Below are 17,835 nucleotides of genomic sequence, written 5' to 3'. Positions count from 1 at the left end.
GTCAGCGTTTAATGGTGATCAGCTCATGCAACAAAGCTTGTGCCCGTGCGGCAACACGTTGGTCGCAAAGCTCGCCTTTGTCATCAAATGCATCGGCTGCCATGCCCACACCAAGCGCGGTCGGGGCGATTAAGGCACCCACTTTAGACAGAACATCGCGCAAATGCGAAAGTGCCATAATGCCGGCAAGGGCGCCACTGGACACAGAGGCAATGCCAAAAGTGGCTTTAGAAAATGCGCCAAGTTTTTGATGGTGCACCCAATCAATTGTGTTCTTCAACAGGGGCGTTAGTGAACCATTATACTCAGGTGATGCGATGAATACCGCATCGGTATTCGCCAAGAGATTGGCCAGTTTTAAAGCACAAGCGGGTTGCTGTTCGGCTGGCAAATCTTCGTTGAACAAGGGCATGTCAAAATTGGCGAGATCCAAATAGGCCGCATCTGCGCCACGTTCGCGCAAATGGCGCACCATCATATGCGCCAATTGTGCATTATATGAATCATTGCGTATCGATCCAGAGATCGCCAGAATTTTCGTCATTGATTGCCCCTATCCATTTTATAACGGATCAGATCAGCTTTCAGATGACAACCCGCAAATCAAAACCACGCTTAATCCTTGCGGGCGTGCTCGCTCAATCCTTCAAATAGGCCTTTGATCTTCTTGAAAAAGCCCGCGGAGGTTGGATTGGTTTCTTTGGTTGTGATCTCGTCAAATTCTTCAAGCAATTCGCGTTGCCGTTTGCTCAGGTTCTGCGGTGTTTCCACATCCATTTGAATGTAAAGATCACCCATTTGCTGCGACCGCAAAACTGGCATGCCTTTGCCCTTAAGGCGAACACGTTGTCCAGCTTGTGTACCTTGAGGCACTTTCACTTTCGCGCGGCCTCCGCCCAAAGCAGGCACCTCAAACTCGCCACCAAGCGCGGCAGTGGTCATTGAAATGGGGACCCGACAGAAAAGGTCAGCACCATCGCGCTGGAACAAATCATGAGGCTTGATAGAAACGAAAATATAAAGGTCACCCGAAGGTCCGCCGCGCATCCCCGCTTCCCCTTCGCTTGAAAGGCGAATGCGGGTGCCATCTTCAATGCCCTTTGGCACATCAACAGACAATGAGCGAGATTCTTGTCGGCGTCCCTGGCCCGAACAATCGGTACAAGGTTGGTCCATTGTTTCGCCACGACCATGGCATTGTGGGCAGGTGCGCTCAATGGTGAAAAAGCCCTGAGCTGCGCGCACTTTGCCGTGTCCTTGGCAAGTGCCACATGTTGAAAAACCTGTGCCAGGTTTGGCCCCATGTCCTTCGCACGTATCGCAACTCACCATCGAAGGCACGTCGATATCAACGGTTTGCCCTTCAAAGGCCTCTTCTAGCGATATTTCAAGGTTATAGCGCAAATCAGAGCCGCGCATCGCAGAGCTGCGTTCGCGTCTTCCCCCACCTTGGCCGCCCATGAAGTCGCCAAAGATATCCTCAAAAATGTCAGACATGGATGAAGAAAAATCGGCGCCAAATCCGTTTTGTCCGCCACCATTTTGAAAGGCGGCATGGCCAAATCGGTCGTAGGCTGCGCGCTTTTGCGCGTCTTTGAGCGTGTCATACGCTTCAGAAACTTCTTTAAATGATGCTTCGGCAGCATCGTCCCCAGGGTTTTTATCTGGGTGATATTTCATCGCTAATTTGCGATAGGCTGATTTAAGGGTCTTGTCATCCGCTTCGCGGGCAACCCCTAGCACATCGTAGAAATCTTTTTTGGACATGGCGCTGGTGCTCCAAAATTGGTGCCCCGAGATCGTTGGCGGGACCCGCTTGCAAACATACAAGCTGCCCCGCCAATCAAGATCGGTTTGTTCAGTTAAGACTTATGACTTTTGGTCTTCGTCTTTAACTTCTTCAAAGTCAGCATCAACAACGTCATCGTCGGCTGCTGGTTCACCACCATCAAACTCGTCGCTGTCGCCTTCTTGACTTGCCTGATACATGGCTTCACCAAGTTTCATAGAGCTTTGAGCCAATGCTGTGGTCTTTTCTTTGATTAGATCCGCATCATCGCCTTCCAGCGCTGATTTGAGTTCTTCCAAAGCAACTTCGATAACTTCGCGTGTGCCTTCGTCGACTTTGTCGCCATGCTCTTTCAATGAGCTTTCTGTTGAGTGGACCAAAGCCTCGCCTTGGTTTTTCGCTTCAACAGATTCGCGCTTTTTAACGTCGGCATCAGCATTTGCTTCCGCATCTTTCACCATGGCTTCGATCTCTTCATCTGAAAGACCACCAGAAGCTTGGATTCGGATTTGTTGCTCTTTGCCAGTACCTTTGTCTTTCGCCGACACATTCACGATGCCGTTGGCGTCAATATCAAAAGTAACTTCAACTTGGGGAACACCGCGCGGTGCTGGCGGAATGCCAACCAAGTCAAATTGGCCAAGAACCTTGTTGTCCGCAGCCATTTCCCGCTCACCTTGAGAAACCCGAATGGTCACCGCAGACTGATTGTCTTCAGCTGTTGAGAACACTTGGCTTTTCTTGGTTGGGATCGTTGTGTTGCGATCGATCAAGCGGGTAAATACGCCGCCCAATGTTTCAATACCCAAAGACAATGGTGTTACGTCCAAAAGAAGAACGTCTTTAACGTCGCCTTGCAACACACCAGCCTGAATAGCAGCACCTGCAGCCACAACTTCATCAGGGTTCACACCCTTATGTGGCTCTTTGCCGAAGAACTCTTTAACGACTTCTTGGATTTTTGGCATACGGGTCATACCGCCAACCAATACCACTTCGTCGATTTCGCCAGCTGAAATGCCTGCGTCTTTCAACGCCGCTTTACAAGGCTCAATCGTACGCTTGATGAAATCTTCAACCAACTGCTCAAGCTTTGCGCGTGTCAGTTTAAGTTGAAGGTGTTTCGGGCCAGATTGGTCAGCCGTAATAAACGGCAAGTTGACTTCGGTTTGTGTAGCTGAAGACAATTCGATTTTTGCTTTTTCAGCTGCTTCTTTCAAACGCTGCAACGCAAGCTTATCGCCACGAAGGTCGATGCCGTTTTCGCGTTTAAATTCGTCCGCCAAATAATCAACCAAGCGCATATCAAAATCTTCACCGCCAAGGAAAGTATCCCCGTTGGTTGATTTTACTTCAAAAACACCATCGCCGATTTCAAGAATCGAAACGTCGAATGTACCACCACCAAGGTCGTACACTGCAATGATGCCTGCTTCTTGTTTGTCCAAACCATAAGCAAGAGCCGCAGCTGTAGGCTCGTTGATGATCCGCAAAACTTCAAGACCCGCAATTTTGCCCGCATCTTTTGTGGCTTGGCGCTGGCTGTCGTTAAAGTACGCAGGAACGGTAATAACGGCCTGAGTTACCGGCTCGCCCAAATAGCTTTCCGCTGTTTCCTTCATTTTTTGAAGGATCATGGCTGAAATTTGTGAAGGGGAGTATTTCTCACCCTTTGCTTCAACCCATGCATCGCCGCTATCAGCTTTGACGATTTTGTAAGGAACTAGATCTTTATCTTTTTTCACCATCGGATCGTCGAAACGACGGCCGATCAAACGTTTGATCGCAAAAAGAGTATCTTCCGGGTTGGTTACAGCTTGGCGTTTCGCTGGCTGTCCAACCAAACGGTCGTCGTCTGTGAACGCGACCATTGAAGGTGTTGTACGCGCACCTTCTGCGTTTTCAACGATTTTTGGCTCGGCCCCGTCCATAATCGCAATACACGAGTTGGTGGTACCAAGGTCAATTCCAATTACTTTACCCATTTATAAAACCTCTTTGTTGGCAGACCCTTTGTCTGACCCCGTTTCCAGCAGTCTTTCACCGGCATAAAAGCCGTTCGGATCCCTCATATTCATGTTTCAGGCACCGCCGTGCCCAATCCACTTGTTGATCGGTATATAGGAAGCAACAAATTGGGCTTCAAGCATCAAAGATAAGATTCTTTGAAACCGGCTCTTAGACCTTTGTTGCATCTCTTAATCGATCAATGTGCTTGCGAATAATTTGGACCGTAAAGAACAAGCGCGGTTATATAGACGTGATTGATTTAAAAAGCGACAGGAAAAAACAAAAAAACATGCGAATTTTCCCCGGCCAACTCGCCAAAACCGAGCAAGTGGAACTCCTCAAGCACATTGAAAATGCACTAGAAATCGCCCCGCTTTTCACCCCCACCATGCCAAGAACAGGTAAGGCCTTTTCGGTGCGCATGTCCAATCTTGGTGAGTTGGGTTGGGTTTCAGATCAACAAAAAGGCTACCGATATCAACCACAGCACCCAGTAACCAACAAACCTTGGCCCCAGATGCCCACCATGTTGTGCGACCTCTGGCATGAACTGACCGGCTATCCTGCTCCACCTGAAGCTTGTTTGATCAACTATTATGCCCCAAGCGCCAAAATGGGTCTGCATCAAGACAAGGATGAAGACGATCTTGATGCCCCGGTATTGTCCATTTCCCTTGGCGACCGCGCGCGGTTTCGGCTTGGGGGCACGACGCGTGGCGGCAAAACATCGTCATTTGACATTAGTTCAGGCGATGCGCTGGTGTTGGAAAAGGACACGCGGCTCGCCTTTCATGGCATTGACAAGATTTATCCAAATAGCTCTGAATTGCTTGCATCTAGCGCTGTGTTCCAAGACGGCGGACGGGTGAATTTGACCCTAAGGCGGGTCACAAAATCGAAATCAATTTAGCAAGATTTGTACAAAGCGGTTTGCTAGAATATTGAGAGAACAATATCGCAACAAATAGTGGGATGGACCAATGAAACATGAGCGCAAGGGAACATGCCTTTGTGGGGCAGTGGAAATTAGTGTCAACGCAAATGCCACCAAAATCGGAGCGTGCCATTGCACTATTTGCCGGCGCTTGAGCGGCGGATCGGCGTTCCTGGCTCTGCATGGTGACGACAAGCTTGAAGCAACGGGCGCCGAGCATATTGGGCGCTATAGGTCCTCAGATTGGGCAGAGCGTGGGTTCTGCACAAAATGCGGCACCCCATTATTCTACCACCTAACGGTAGGCACCATGGAGCATTTCTATTCTGCGGGTCTTTTTCAAGAAGATGATGCGGATTTTAGAGTGGTGCAGGAGATATTTGTTGAACAAAAGCCTGACTATTATGCTTTCTCAGATGAAAATAGCGAACGCAAAACCGCAGAACAGGTTTTTGCAGAGGCGAATGAGTAATAAAAAAACCGGCGGAAAACCGCCGGTTTAAAACCTTAGAAAACGGATCGAACAGATTAAACTGAGCGATCCAAATTTTCGCCCGTTTCTGCGGCGTCATCACCATTGTTGATGGGCACAACCTTTGGGCCACCTTTGGCAACACCAACCATGGCGGGGCGCAATACGCGTTCGCCGATCACATAACCAGCTTGCATAACTTCCATCACGGTGTTTTCCGCTACATCGCTATTTGGAATTTCAAACATGGCTTGGTGAAAATTCGGGTCAAACTTTTCGCCTTTTGGCTCAAGTTTGGTAATGCCGTTTTTCTCAAGCAACCGGTGCATTTCGCGTTCGGTCATTTCAACACCCTCGATCAAGGATTTGAACGGACCTTCCGCTTCATCTTTGGCTTCTTGTGCCATAGTCATCAATGCACGTGACAGGTTGTCAGTTGCGGTAAGCATGTCACGAGCAAAGTTTGCCATTGCGTATTGACGGGCATCTTTGACATCGCGCTCGGTACGTTTGCGCAGATTTTCCATCTCCGCAACAGCGCGCAACAACCGATCTTTAAGCTTGGCGTTTTCAGCCTCAAGGACTTGTGTTTGAGACGCCGCTTCCTGTTCGCCCGCAGCATTTTCTTGAGCCTGATCTTCGTCTAGCTCAGTTTGATTTGCTTCGTTTTGGAACTCTTCGTCACTCATTATGTCGTTTCGCTTGTCTATTTAGTGAAATTGTTGCCCCGGATATCGACCATTGAACGTGAAATTTCAAGCACTCAAATCAATTGAACATGAAATTTGCGTCAAACACTGCGTTTGTTGATCAGTTTGGAGACCACATGGGCGGTATAGTCCACTGCCGGTACAATCTTGGCGTAATTAAGTCGTGTTGGTCCGATGACCCCCACAATTCCAACCACATTGGCGTTGTGGTCGCGATAGGGCGAAAGGATCACAGACGAGCCAGAAAGCGAGAACAATTTGTTCTCAGAACCAATAAATATCCGCACCCCATCAGCATCGTGGGTGTCACTCAACAGATCGATGATTGATTTTTTTGATTCCAACTCGTCAAACAGTTGGCGTACCCGATCAAGCTCTTCGCTTGCCATGGTGTCTGCAATCAAATTGGCACGGCCGCGCACAATCAAGGTTGGGGTTTCATCGCCCCGAGGTTCAGACAGCGTGGCAAGGCCTTCGTCGACCAATTGTTTGGTTAGCGCATCCAACTCAGATTGATGGGCAATATGTTGAGCTTGCAGCATCGAACGCACTTCGCGCAAGGTGCGCCCAACAATGTGGTGGGATAAGAAATTGCTCGCTTTGGTCAATTCGCTCGCCGTCAGCCCGGGCGGGATGGAAAACACCCGATTTTCCACATGCCCATCTTCACCTACCAAAACAGCCATCGCCAATTCAGCGTCAAGGCGCACAAATTCAATATGTTTGAGAACAATGTCGGCTTTTGGAGCCAACACCAAGCCAGCACCATGTGACAAACCTGAAAGAACTTGGCTGGCTTGGGCCAATACATCTTCGATTTTTTCATGCTGGGTGACGCCATCAATATGTTTTTCGATGTTGCGGCGCTCTTCTGCGCCCATTGCGCCAACTTCCAGCATGGCATCAACAAAGAACCGCAGCCCTGCCTGAGTTGGAGCGCGCCCTGCAGATGTATGCGGCGCAGCGATAAGGCCCAAATCTTCAAGATCAGCCATCACGTTGCGCACGGAAGCCGCTGAAAGGCTTTCCTCCAGCGCGCGCGATAATTGTCGCGAGCCCACGGGCTCTCCCGTTTCAATGAACCGCTCCACAAGGCGTTTGAAAATGCCTTGCGAACGTTCATTGAGAACCGACAAAAAATCTTGATTGATAGGTGGTGTGCTCAAAACAGCCTCGTTAAACCAAACTCTATTCCTATTTATGCGCAATTTCTTGGATCGCCAAGCGATTAGCCGTTCAAATTTTTCGCAAAAATCATCAAAAGCAGCGCTTTACCCTTGAAGTTGGCTGCAATTTCAGCCAAGCAAAGCCACAAGATAAGGGCATTACAAAAGGGGAACCCTATGCGGCCGTCAAAACGCGCAACTGACCAAATGCGCGATGTTACCATTGAGCGCCATGTTTCTTCTCACGCAGAAGGATCATGCATGATCTCGTTTGGTGGCACCAAAGTATTGTGCACCGCAAGCGTTGAAACCAATTTGCCACCCTGGCGTCGGGGCCAAGGTTTGGGATGGGTTACCGCAGAATATGGCATGTTGCCCCGCTCAACAGGTCAGCGCATGCGCCGCGAAGCAACCGCGGGCAAACAATCTGGCCGCACCCAAGAAATTCAGCGCCTTATCGGACGGTCTTTGCGCGCAGTGGTCGACATGAAAGCATTGGGCGAAAACCAAATCACGGTGGATTGTGATGTGATCGAAGCGGATGGTGGCACGCGCACAGCCGCGATTACCGGTGCATTTGTGGCTATGAGTGACGCGCTGTCATGGATGCGCGAACGCGACCTTGTTGGTGACAATGTGGTCAGCGATCATTTGGCGGCTATTTCTTGCGGCATCTACAAAGGCCAACCGGTGCTTGATTTGGACTATGACGAAGATAGTGCGGCAGAAACTGATGCAAATTTTGTGATGACTGGTTCCGGCGGCTTTGTTGAAATTCAAGGCACCGCAGAAGAGAGCCCATTTTCTGCCGACGAATTGGCAAAATTGATTGGTTTGGCGCAAAAAGGCGTCAATGAGTTGGTTGCACTGCAAAAAGCGGCGTTAAAGGACTAATATGCGCAAGCTGCAAAAAGGCCAAAAACTGGTTGTTGCCACCCATAATGAGGGCAAGGTACGCGAATTCCGCACGCTTTTAAAACCATTTGGGTTGGAATTGGTGTCTGCTGGCGAATTGGGGCTGCCCGAGCCAGAAGAAACCGGTACAACGTACGAAGAAAACGCCAAGATCAAAGCCTTGGCGGCAACCAAAGCCTCAAGTCTTTGGGCGCTGTCTGACGATTCAGGTCTAAGCGTTTACGCCCTTGATGGTGACCCTGGCATTTATTCAGCGCGTTGGGCAGGACCAAACAAGAATTTTGACGATGCAATGGTCAAGGTTCACACCTCTTTGATGGAAAAAGGTGCAATGGCGCCGGGTAAACGCACAGCCGCTTTTGTAGCGGTTTTGTGCCTGGCCAACCCCGAAGGCGAAACAATATGCTTTGAGGGGCGAGCTGAAGGCACATTAGTATGGCCCCCACGCGGCACGTCTGGCTTTGGTTATGATCCCATGTTCCAGCCCGATGGGCACATGCGCACTTTTGGTGAAATGAGCGAAAGCGAAAAACACGCTTGGTCTAAAGACAAAATTGGACTTTCGCATCGCTCGCGTGCGTTTTCTTTGTTTGTGAAGGACTGTTGCCCTGACGATTGAGCCGGATCTTTTTGGCGTCTATGTGCATTGGCCGTTTTGCGCGGCCAAATGCCCTTATTGTGACTTCAATTCTCATGTGCATCGCGGTCCCTTTGACGAAGAGGCCTTTGTTGAGAACTATCTCACCGAGATCAGCCAAACAGCTGAATTGGTGCCGGGTCGGACTGTACGCTCGATCTTTTTCGGTGGGGGAACGCCTTCCCTAATGCAGCCCCAATCGGTTGAAAAAATCATCAATGCGATTTCCACCAAATGGCAATTATCCAACGACGTTGAAATCACCCTAGAAGCCAATCCCACAAGCGTGGAACGAGAAAAGTTCCAAGCCATTCGCTTGGCAGGCGTTAACCGGGTATCGCTCGGGGTACAGTCTTTGCGCGCCGAGCCACTAGCTGCGCTCGGGCGTTTGCATTCAGTCGAAGACGCAAAAGCGGCGGTCAAACTGGCCCAGTCGATATTTGATCGGGTCAGCTACGATTTAATCTATGCCCGCCCCAACCAAACTTTGGACGAATGGCGCGAAGAATTGAACGAAGCGCTGGATTTAGCCCGGGAACATATCTCGCTTTATGCACTGACCATTGAATCGGGCACCCGCTATTATGACCTGTTTCATGCCGGTAAGTTGAATATGCCCGGCCCCGAATTGTCAGCTGACTTTTATGAATTGACCCAAGAAATCTGCGATGCGCGTGGTTTACCGGCCTATGAGATTTCAAATCACGCCGCGCCGGGCGAAGAAAGCCGCCACAATCTAACCTATTGGCAATATGGCGAATATGCGGGCATCGGCCCAGGCGCACATGGACGTTTATTGATTGAAGGTAAGCGCCACGCCACCGCCACTGAGCGCATGCCATTCAAATGGGCTGAATATGTAAGTGCAAAAGGCGATGGGTTCGTTGAGTTTGAGGCCCTAAGTCGCGGCGAGCAATCAGACGAATATTTGCTGATGGGTTTGCGCCTTAAAACCGGCATTTCTCCAGCTCGTTTTGAAGCGCTTGCGGGGCAAAAACTGCGCCAAGAACAAATCGACCACCTCACCGGGATTGGTTTTGTCGAAATGCTGGAAGATGGCAACTTAAGGGTCACCGATAAAGGTTGGCCCGTGCTTGACGCTGTTGTGGCAGATCTTGCGGCCTAAGGGGTAAACCCCTTAGGGCATCTTCGCCCCGTCAACGATCCGGCTGCCATCTATTACCACTTGCTTCACCACCAAAGCATGTTGGTTTGTGCCATTGTCAAAGAACCGGAACACCCCATCTTGGCCTGCAAATCCACTTGGACGTGTTAGCTGATTGCGATCATAGCGTGGTGTTGCATTGGCTAGGGACGAGGAGTTTGCCAGCAATATGGATGTATAGGCAAAGGTTGCCATTGGGTGTGGCGCCACCCCATAAATGGCTTCATATTCTGGCTTCAAACGTTCATAACCGGCACCATCCACCGCGGGAAAAAAGGCACCCGTTAAGAAAGGCGTTTGAGAAACTTTAACGTCGCCATCCCAGTCAGCCGAGCCAATAATTGTAATGTCAGACTTTTCAATTTGTGCGCTTTCAAGCAGCACTGCAATTGAAGGGGCCGTTGCCCGGTCAGGCAAAAAGATCGCGTCAACCGTACCCGAAATCAAAAATGGCACCAATTGCTCAACCGCTGTGCGCGCTTCTTCCTCATTGGAGAACTGATAAATGCCGTGGATTGCCGCGCCCGTTTCTGAAGCAGCAACGCGGAACGCGCCCTCTTGGATTTGCCCAAAGTCAGTGCGCGGTACGATGGCGGCAAAATTCTTTCGGCCAAAATTTTGGGCATATTTGATTGAGCGCAAAACTTCAGATTCAGGCAAGACGTTCAACAAATAGATGCCAGGGGCGGATGCGCCCGAATTGTTTGAATAACCGATGAGGGGAATGCCCGCTGCCCGCGCAACGCTGCCTGCTGCCCGCACGCCGTCGGCGCGAAGTGGCCCAAGTATCAGGCTAGCGCCTTCACTCACGGCCTGTGTGGCAAGCGCCTTGGCCGTTACCGCAGAACCACCTGTGTCTTTGACCACTACATGGATATTGGAAGCGAACTGGTTGTTTGATTTGATCTTATCAATTGCCATTTTGGCACCATTGCGAATCGAAATGCCCACAGTGCCCAAGCCGCCTTCAGCACTCAAAGGCGTCAACAAAACCACACGTACTGGCCCATCGCCTAGGGTTTCGCCACTGGCTGGGGGTAGATTGCCTTGCAGCACTGGTTTTTGCTGGTTGTTGGATAGGTTGGACGGGCCAAAATTGAAATCGGGTGTGCAGGCAAAAAGCCCAACGGCCGCAAGAAGACTTGCTGCCAATTTGGCGCCGCCCGCCAAAGGTTTCAAGTTGAATGCCGACATCGCTAAAGTACCCCAGTTTATTTTTTGCCGCTTATTGTGCTCTTGGTCTTACGCCAAAATACGCAATTGCTCCAATAGCTATACAAAACAGGCTGCAAAGCTTAAAGAGTCAATTGAACAAATATTTGGACAATGAGCAGATTTCATGGCGGAACATCAATTTCTTATATCTGGTCATGCATTTGTAGCGCCCAAGCTCGAGCCAGCCCTATATTTGGTTTCCACCCCCATTGGTAACCTCAAAGATATCTCCGTTCGGGCGCTGGAAACCTTGGCGGGCGCTGAATTGATCCTTTGTGAGGACACACGCACTTCCGCCAAGCTGTTAAACGCCTACGGCATAAAGACCCAAAAGGCATCGCTGCACGAACATAATGAAATGGCCCAAGCGCAAAATATTGTGGATGAGGTAAAATCAGGCAAAGCCATTTGCTTGATATCAGATGCGGGCACCCCGTTGATTTCTGATCCAGGCTTCCCCTTGGTTCGAATGGCCGCTGAAGAAGCCATTTCTATTATCGCCATTCCCGGCGCATCTGCTGTATTGAGCGCGTTGGCGGTGAGCGGTCTACCAACGGATAGTTTTAGCTTTTTTGGCTTTTTGCCCCCCAAACAAGCCGCGCGCATAAGTAGGTTAGAAGAGCTTAAAACCCATCAACCTACATTGGTTTTTTATGAATCACCCAAACGCACCAACGCCACCTTGAGCGCTTTGGCGCAAGTGTTTGGCTCTGACCGGCAAGTGGTTGTGGCGCGTGAACTGACAAAGCGTTTTGAAACGCTTTATCGGGGCACAGCGGGCGAGTTGGCCGATGAATTTGCTGGTGAAACGACAAAAGGCGAAGTGGTGATCTTGGTGGCCGGCGCAAGCAAAGTGGCACAAGTTGACCCCGATCAATGGCGGGCAGTGCTGAAAACGTTGATGGAAGAAATGCCCCTGCGCGGAGCAGTGGACAAAGTCGCCGCAGACTTTGATTTGAAACGCAAGCAAGTCTATCAAATAGCGCTTGAGCTGAAAAATGCCGAATAGCTCAAAACGCACAAAAGCTGAGCATTTTGGCCGCAAAGGCGAATTTTGGGCAAAGATATTTTTGTCACTCAAAGGCTTTCGCGTCATTGACCAGAGATTTAAAGCACGAGGCGGTGAAATTGATCTCATTGCAAAACGCGGCGAAATGCTTGTGTTTGTTGAGGTGAAAGCCCGGCGCAAGCAAGAGCATTTGGGCGAAGCTTTTGAAGCGGTACGCAAAGACAGGATCATCTCTGCAGCTCAATATTGGCTTTCTCAAAACCCACAATATCAGACCCGAACAATAAGATTTGATGTGATCGGCCTTGCACCTTTAGTCTGGCCTGTGCATATCGTTGATGCGTTTCAAACCAATTGAATGGATAAAGGCTTTATGGCAACGGCGAAAAAACTCAAAATTGGCGTGCAAATGGACCCAATTGAAAGCATCAACCCCGTTGGTGACAGCAGCTTTGCTATGATGCTTGAAGCCCAAGCGCGCGGTCATGAAGTCTTTTATTATCTACCCGCCACGCTGGCGCTTGAAAACAATGTGGTCAGCGCTGAGGTTTTCCCGATCAAAGTGACGGACGACACGAAGAATTGGTTCGAATTGGGCGCAGGTCAAATCACTGACCTGTCAGAATTGGATGTGATTTTGCTGCGCCAAGATCCCCCGTTCGACATGAATTATATCACCACCACCCATTTGCTGGAGCGCTTGCACCCCAAAACACTAGTGGTGAATGCACCTGAACCTGTGCGCAATGCCCCTGAAAAAATTCTGGTCACTGAATTTCCAGATCTTATGCCGCCAACTCTGGTCACCCGTGATCGGTCCCGAATCGTTAAATTCCGTGAAACCCACGGCGATATCATCGTTAAACCCTTGTTTGGCAATGGGGGAGCAGGCGTATTTTTGCTGCGCGAAAACGACCAAAACCTGGTTTCATTGCTCGAAATGTTTGAGGATAGTTTCCCCGAACCCTTTATGATCCAGAAATATCTGCCCGACGTCAGAAAAGGCGATAAACGCATAATCATTATTGATGGCGTGCCCGTTGCAGGGCTTAACCGTATTCCAGCAGAAGGCGAAGCGCGCTCCAACATGCATGTGGGCGGTCGCCCCGAATTTGTTGAACTCACCCCCCGTGATCTTGAAATCTGCGAAAAAATCGCCCCAGCGCTTAAGCAACGCGATTTCATTTTCGTCGGCATTGACGTGATTGGCGATTATATCACCGAAATCAATGTGACTTCGCCAACAGGCATTCGGGAGATCAAGCGCTTTGGCGGGCCTGACATTGCGGTGTTGATTCTCGACGCTATTGAAAAGCGGCGCTAAACCGCTAGAGTGCCCTCATGCCGCTAGACACCTTTTTGATTGCCCTCACTACCTATTTTGCCACCATTGGTCCGGCAGATATTGTGGTGTTGTTTGCGGCGTTGACCGCGGGTGCATCGGCTAAAGAGCGCCGCGCCATGGCGCTCAAAGGCACAGTAATCGGTGGTTTGGTGCTTTTGTTCTTCGCACTGTTCGGCGAAGCGATTCTGCACATTTTTGGCATTGGTCTGCCTGCTTTGCGCGCAGCGGGCGGTATTTTGTTGCTTTTGATCTCCATTGATATGGTGTTCGCGCGCGATTCTAGCGCCACATCTACCACCGACGAGGAAAATGCCGAAGCCGCGTCCAGCAACGATATTTCGGTATTTCCACTGGCTACGCCCCTTATTGCTGGGCCTGGTGCGATCGGGGCGACGATCCTTTTAATCGCCGATGCATCTGGCGATCATGCTCGGCAAGCTGCAGTTGTGGGCGGGTTGATGACCATTCTTATGGCCACTTACCTGTTGTTGCTTGGTGCGACCCAGCTGCAAAAGATCCTTGGCGTGACCATTTTGCATGTGGTGTCTCGGGTTGTGGGTGTTTTACTGGCGGCCCTGTCCGTTCAGTTCATCTTTGATGGTATTCGCACCTCGGGTCTTATCCCCGGTCTCACATAAAAGACTGATTGTCACTAAACCGGCTCGTCATGCCAATCGGTTGGCGCTAATCTTGCCTCATGCTTGAAATCTTTTTGAAAACATTGCCGTTCTTTGCCCTCATCGCTTTAGGCTATGGGGCGGGCCGTACCGGCTTTTTCTCAAAAGAAGCGATTGCTTACCTCACAAAATTCGTCTTCTATTTTGCCCTATCCGCCATGCTGTTTCGCTTTGCAGCCAACTTGTCGTTGGGCGAAATTTTTGACTGGGCCTTTGTGGGCGCTTATTTGGTGGGCAGTTTTGCAGTTTACGCCGTCGCGGCGCTGGTGGCACGCCAGCGCGGATTGACGATCGCTGAAATGGCGTTTGAAGCCCATACATCCATCATTGGCAACGTGGGTTTTCTGGGCGTGCCCATGTTGGTGTTATTGTTGGGTGAAGCCGCCATCGGGCCGGTCATTCTGGTTTTGGCTATGGATTTAACGGTTTTCGGCTCTTTGGTGGTTGTTTTGGTGACATCGTCCAAAGGATCATCTTCGCCAAGCGCAGCACTTCGGTCTGCTCTTTCAGGCTTGGCCGCCAACCCAATGATTGTGTCCATCACCATCGGGTTGATTTGGTCCGGGTTTAACATCCCCATGTGGCAGCCACTGGACGATTTTGTGACCATTCTTGGCGGTGCAGCCACACCAGGCGCCTTGGTCGCCATCGGTGCATCCTTGTCGACCATCAAAGCGCGTGGTCTGGTGCCTGCGTTTTGGTTGAGCGGTTTAAAACTATTCGTCCACCCTATCGCCGTGGCCATCACCGCACTTTGGCTGTTCCCCGTTGATGGATTTGCCGCAAGCGTCATGATTGCTTGCGCTGCCCTGCCAGTAGCGGGCAATATTTACATTCTGGCGCAGCACTATGATGTGGCGCCGCAAAAAATATCGGCCTCCATTTTGGTTTCAACCGTCGTCTCCGTTGCTACCGTGTCAGTGGTCATTGCCTTGGTGAAACAAATCCCGCTGTGAAAACTAAGCCCGCCTGTCGGGCATGGTTTGATCGAGCATGGGAAACAGCCACTCTTCAAAGATCTGGATTTTCTTCCAATTTTGACGGCGTTCTGGGTAGCACAGCCAAATCGCGTGATCTTCCTTTTCAACATGGTCAAACGGTTGCACTAAAGTGCCCGTAGCAATTTCTTCGCGATAGAAAGAGGGGGTCAGCAGCGCAACCGAGCTCCCCGATATCGCCGCAACCCCATGAATATATTGAACATCCAAAATCGGGCCAGTTGCTTTTTTCAACTCAGAGGTATTCACATTCATCGAGCTAAACCAACTGTGCCACCAAGGGTCCGATGGACTAGCCATAGGCAGTTTCAATAGGTCCTTGGGCTCTTTTAGGTCGTGTTGGGCCAACAGTTTTGGCGATAACATGGGCGTATAGTCAAAATGCATCAGCTTTTTCGCCACAAGGCCGGGCCAATTGCCGTTGCCGGTTCTTATGGCAACATCAACGCCCGCTGACTGAAAATCACTATACGCCGTGCTTGATATATCCAATTTAACGGCCAGTGCAGCGCAACAAATGGTAAATGCGCCAAAATGTTTGGCGAGCCACGAACTGGCAAACGTTTGCGCGGTTGTAATGGTCAATAAGTCGTCGGCTTGCCCCCGCGCTTCAGCAAATGATCTTCGAATAATTTCAAACGCTTCGGTGATGGAAGGTGCCAATCGCGCCCCTGCTTCAGATAAACTCACCTGCCGTGTTCCACGAATGAACAGCGGTTCGCCAAACCGATCTTCGAGCTGCTTAATTTGATAGCTCACCGCCGACTGTGTCATATGTAACTCACTGGCAGCATTAGTAAAACTCTTATGTCGTGCTGCGGCCTCAAAGGCTCTAAGCGCGGTCAATGGGGGTAAGGGGTCTAAAGCCATACATAAAATCTCCTTATGCATGGTAGCTGAGCTTTTGTTGGTCAACAACCCTAAAGCGCGTCATCCTATGTCAACAAAGGAGATCAAAATGACCTGCAATATAGCTTCAGATGTTCCACGTGAATCCTATCAAACAAAGTCTAGGCTTTCACTCATTCGCCTGGCCAAAGAGTTTTTGGCGAAGCGCAAGCTTTCGCTTCGTGCCTTGAGCAAGTCTGAGCGGCGAAAAATTCCCAATGACCGCATGGTTGTCCTAAGCCCCCACCTCCTCAGGGATATTGGATTGTTGGATTCAAGTTCGCCATCTAGGCATAAATAAACCTGTTCCTGAAATGTTCTTGTGTCTTATCTATTTGGCTGCTAGCCTTGGAGACATACTTAAGGATTTTTCAGGACCCAGTGATGGTAACTCGCGTTCAAACCGTTGCCTTTCAAGGAATTCAAGCGCTCCCGGTAGACGTGCAAGTGCAGGTCGCCAACGGCATGCCCGCCTTCAATATTGTCGGGCTGCCGGACAAAGCAGTCGGCGAAAGCAAAGAGCGCGTGCGCTCTGCCTTGACCTCATCTGGTCTGTCACTGCCCCCCAAACGCATCACCATCAATCTTGCCCCCGCCGACTTGCCAAAAGAAGGCTCGCATTACGATTTGCCCATCGCGCTGGGGTTAATGGCTGCCATTGGTGCTATTCCGAGCGATAGTTTGGACGAATATGTGGTGCTCGGGGAATTGGCGCTGGATGGCCGCATTTCCCCTGTGGCGGGTACACTACCCGCAGCAGTTTCTGCAGAAGGGCGGCAATTGGGGCTTATTTGCCCTGCAGATTGCGGGCCAGAAGCCGCGTGGGCAGGCGAGGACCTCAATATTATCGCCCCGGTCAACCTTTTGGCCTTGGTCAACCACCTCACAGGCAACCAATTGTGCGCAAGGCCCGTTGCTCGGCGTCGAGATCAAACAGCATCTTTCCCAGACCTGAGTGAAATCAAGGGACAAGAAGGCGCAAAACGTGCCTTGGAAGTGGCGGCTGCCGGCGGGCATAATTTCTTGATGATCGGGCCACCGGGTGCGGGTAAATCTATGTTGGCAGCGCGGTTGCCGTCAATTTTGCCACCGCTCAATCCGCGCGAGTTGCTCGACGTGTCGATGGTGCAGTCTATTGCAGGGGAACTTGCCGGGGGCCGCCTTTCAGACAGACGCCCGTTTCGTGCCCCGCACCATTCTGCATCCATGGCAGCATTAATCGGCGGGGGCTTAAAGGTTAGGCCCGGCGAAGTCTCTTTAGCCCATAATGGGGTTTTGTTTTTAGACGAATTACCCGAATTTGCCCCCCAGGTCATCGATGGGTTGCGCCAACCCCTAGAAAGTGGGGAAACCGTGATCGCCCGCGCCAATCACCGCGTGGTTTACCCCTCAAGGGTGCAATTGGTGGCGGCCATGAATCCGTGTAAATGTGGGATGGCGGGGTCCCCCGGCCATACGTGCAGACGCGGTGAGCGTTGTGCGGGTGACTATCAAGCAAGAATCTCAGGACCGTTTTTGGACCGGATCGATATTCGAATAGATGTGCCAGCAGTCACCGCATTGGACATGATTGAGCCGGGAGAGGCAGAACCGAGCGAAAACGTGGCAAAAAGGGTGCTGCGTGCCCGCCAAATTCAGAACGATCGTTATATGCAAATGGGGGTTGCAGGCGTTTACAATAATGCCGCGACAAGTGCCAAAGTAATTGAGCAAGTGGCCCAGCCGGACGCAGAAAGCAAAAAGCTTTTGGTGCAAGCGGCCGAAAAATTCTCCCTTTCCGCCCGCGCCTATCATCGTGTTTTAAAGGTTGCGCGCACCTTGGCAGATTTGGGCGGATCAGAGCCGATCAAAAAATCACATATTGCAGAAGCTTTGGGTTATCGCATAGGGTTCGGGACCTAAGGA

General features: G+C 50.6%; 18 protein-coding genes. 11 read left to right on the top strand and 7 right to left on the bottom strand.

What is annotated here, in order from left to right; all coding sequences use genetic code 11:
- Position 1: 1 nt before the first annotated feature.
- The 3 genes from O4H47_RS07670 to dnaK all read right to left on the bottom strand — a co-directional run bounded on the left by O4H47_RS07670 (position 2) and on the right by dnaK (position 3,774).
- Entirely contained in the window at positions 2-544 is a 543-nt protein-coding gene (locus O4H47_RS07670) for an NADPH-dependent FMN reductase (RefSeq protein ID WP_269393368.1), read from the bottom strand.
- A gap of 71 nt (positions 545-615) precedes the next feature.
- Positions 616-1,767, bottom strand: a complete 1,152-nt coding sequence (gene dnaJ / locus O4H47_RS07665) for a molecular chaperone DnaJ (RefSeq protein WP_269393367.1) — start codon at positions 1,765-1,767, stop codon at positions 616-618.
- A gap of 102 nt (positions 1,768-1,869) precedes the next feature.
- Positions 1,870-3,774: a molecular chaperone DnaK gene (gene dnaK, locus O4H47_RS07660; RefSeq protein ID WP_269393366.1), complete on the bottom strand. Its 1,905-nt coding sequence runs from the start codon at positions 3,772-3,774 to the stop codon at positions 1,870-1,872.
- Positions 3,775-4,088: 314 nt separating this feature from the next.
- Here dnaK and O4H47_RS07655 point away from each other — a divergent pair, with 314 nt between their 5' ends.
- Complete coding sequence (locus O4H47_RS07655) at positions 4,089-4,709, top strand: alpha-ketoglutarate-dependent dioxygenase AlkB (protein ID WP_269393365.1); 621 nt, start codon at positions 4,089-4,091, stop codon at positions 4,707-4,709.
- 70 nt (positions 4,710-4,779) lie between these two features.
- The gene (locus O4H47_RS07650; RefSeq protein WP_269393364.1) at positions 4,780-5,205 is read left to right on the top strand and encodes a GFA family protein; all 426 of its coding nucleotides are present in this window, start codon (positions 4,780-4,782) and stop codon (positions 5,203-5,205) included.
- Positions 5,206-5,261: 56 nt separating this feature from the next.
- Here the strand turns inward: O4H47_RS07650 and grpE are convergent, their stop codons facing one another.
- Both grpE and hrcA read right to left on the bottom strand, forming a co-directional pair.
- Complete coding sequence (grpE, locus tag O4H47_RS07645) at positions 5,262-5,894, bottom strand: nucleotide exchange factor GrpE (protein WP_269393363.1); 633 nt, start codon at positions 5,892-5,894, stop codon at positions 5,262-5,264.
- Positions 5,895-5,995: 101 nt separating this feature from the next.
- On the bottom strand, positions 5,996-7,081 hold the full coding sequence (gene hrcA / locus O4H47_RS07640) for a heat-inducible transcriptional repressor HrcA (RefSeq protein WP_269393362.1): 1,086 nt from the start codon (positions 7,079-7,081) through the stop codon (positions 5,996-5,998).
- A gap of 177 nt (positions 7,082-7,258) precedes the next feature.
- On the opposite strand from hrcA, the gene rph reads away from it, so the two are divergent.
- Genes rph through hemW form a run of 3 tightly spaced genes read left to right on the top strand, consistent with a single transcriptional unit; the run spans position 7,259 to position 9,759 of the window.
- A complete protein-coding gene (rph, locus tag O4H47_RS07635; RefSeq protein WP_269393361.1) occupies positions 7,259-7,975 on the top strand; it encodes a ribonuclease PH in 717 nt (238 codons plus the stop codon).
- Position 7,976: 1 nt separating this feature from the next.
- Positions 7,977-8,615, top strand: coding sequence for an RdgB/HAM1 family non-canonical purine NTP pyrophosphatase (gene rdgB, locus O4H47_RS07630; RefSeq protein WP_269393360.1), 639 nt, complete (start codon positions 7,977-7,979; stop codon positions 8,613-8,615).
- Positions 8,616-8,637: 22 nt separating this feature from the next.
- Entirely contained in the window at positions 8,638-9,759 is a 1,122-nt protein-coding gene (gene hemW, locus O4H47_RS07625) for a radical SAM family heme chaperone HemW (protein ID WP_269393359.1), read from the top strand.
- Positions 9,760-9,771: 12 nt separating this feature from the next.
- On the opposite strand, the gene O4H47_RS07620 is transcribed toward hemW, so the two are convergent.
- Positions 9,772-10,992 carry a penicillin-binding protein activator gene (locus O4H47_RS07620; protein ID WP_269393358.1) on the bottom strand — a complete coding sequence of 407 codons (1,221 nt, stop codon included), beginning with the start codon at positions 10,990-10,992 and terminating at the stop codon, positions 9,772-9,774.
- A gap of 145 nt (positions 10,993-11,137) precedes the next feature.
- Here O4H47_RS07620 and rsmI point away from each other — a divergent pair, with 145 nt between their 5' ends.
- From rsmI to O4H47_RS07595, 5 genes are read left to right on the top strand one after another with little or no spacing between them, the layout of a single operon-like run.
- Positions 11,138-12,022, top strand: a complete 885-nt coding sequence (gene rsmI / locus O4H47_RS07615; protein ID WP_269393357.1) for a 16S rRNA (cytidine(1402)-2'-O)-methyltransferase — start codon at positions 11,138-11,140, stop codon at positions 12,020-12,022.
- On the top strand, positions 12,012-12,380 hold the full coding sequence (locus tag O4H47_RS07610; protein WP_269393356.1) for a YraN family protein: 369 nt from the start codon (positions 12,012-12,014) through the stop codon (positions 12,378-12,380). The genes rsmI and O4H47_RS07610 overlap by 11 nt, the downstream gene beginning before the upstream one ends.
- A 15-nt stretch (positions 12,381-12,395) precedes the next feature.
- Positions 12,396-13,346 carry a glutathione synthase gene (gene gshB / locus O4H47_RS07605; RefSeq protein WP_269393355.1) on the top strand — a complete coding sequence of 317 codons (951 nt, stop codon included), beginning with the start codon at positions 12,396-12,398 and terminating at the stop codon, positions 13,344-13,346.
- A gap of 17 nt (positions 13,347-13,363) precedes the next feature.
- Entirely contained in the window at positions 13,364-14,005 is a 642-nt protein-coding gene (locus O4H47_RS07600) for a MarC family protein (protein ID WP_269393354.1), read from the top strand.
- Positions 14,006-14,064: 59 nt separating this feature from the next.
- The gene (locus O4H47_RS07595; protein ID WP_269393353.1) at positions 14,065-15,000 is read left to right on the top strand and encodes an AEC family transporter; all 936 of its coding nucleotides are present in this window, start codon (positions 14,065-14,067) and stop codon (positions 14,998-15,000) included.
- 3 nt (positions 15,001-15,003) lie between these two features.
- Here O4H47_RS07595 and O4H47_RS07590 read toward each other — a convergent pair whose 3' ends face one another.
- Positions 15,004-15,912, bottom strand: coding sequence for a LysR family transcriptional regulator (locus O4H47_RS07590; protein WP_269393352.1), 909 nt, complete (start codon positions 15,910-15,912; stop codon positions 15,004-15,006).
- A gap of 402 nt (positions 15,913-16,314) precedes the next feature.
- Here O4H47_RS07590 and O4H47_RS07585 point away from each other — a divergent pair, with 402 nt between their 5' ends.
- Positions 16,315-17,832 carry a YifB family Mg chelatase-like AAA ATPase gene (locus O4H47_RS07585; RefSeq protein WP_269393351.1) on the top strand — a complete coding sequence of 506 codons (1,518 nt, stop codon included), beginning with the start codon at positions 16,315-16,317 and terminating at the stop codon, positions 17,830-17,832.
- Positions 17,833-17,835: the final 3 nt, after the last annotated feature.

Source organism: Maritalea porphyrae, from assembly GCF_027213965.1.
GTDB classification, from domain to species: Bacteria; Pseudomonadota; Alphaproteobacteria; order Rhizobiales; family Devosiaceae; genus Maritalea; species Maritalea porphyrae_A.
The sequence above is the reverse complement of the archived record's forward strand: the minus strand, read 5'-3'. Positions and strand labels throughout refer to the sequence as shown.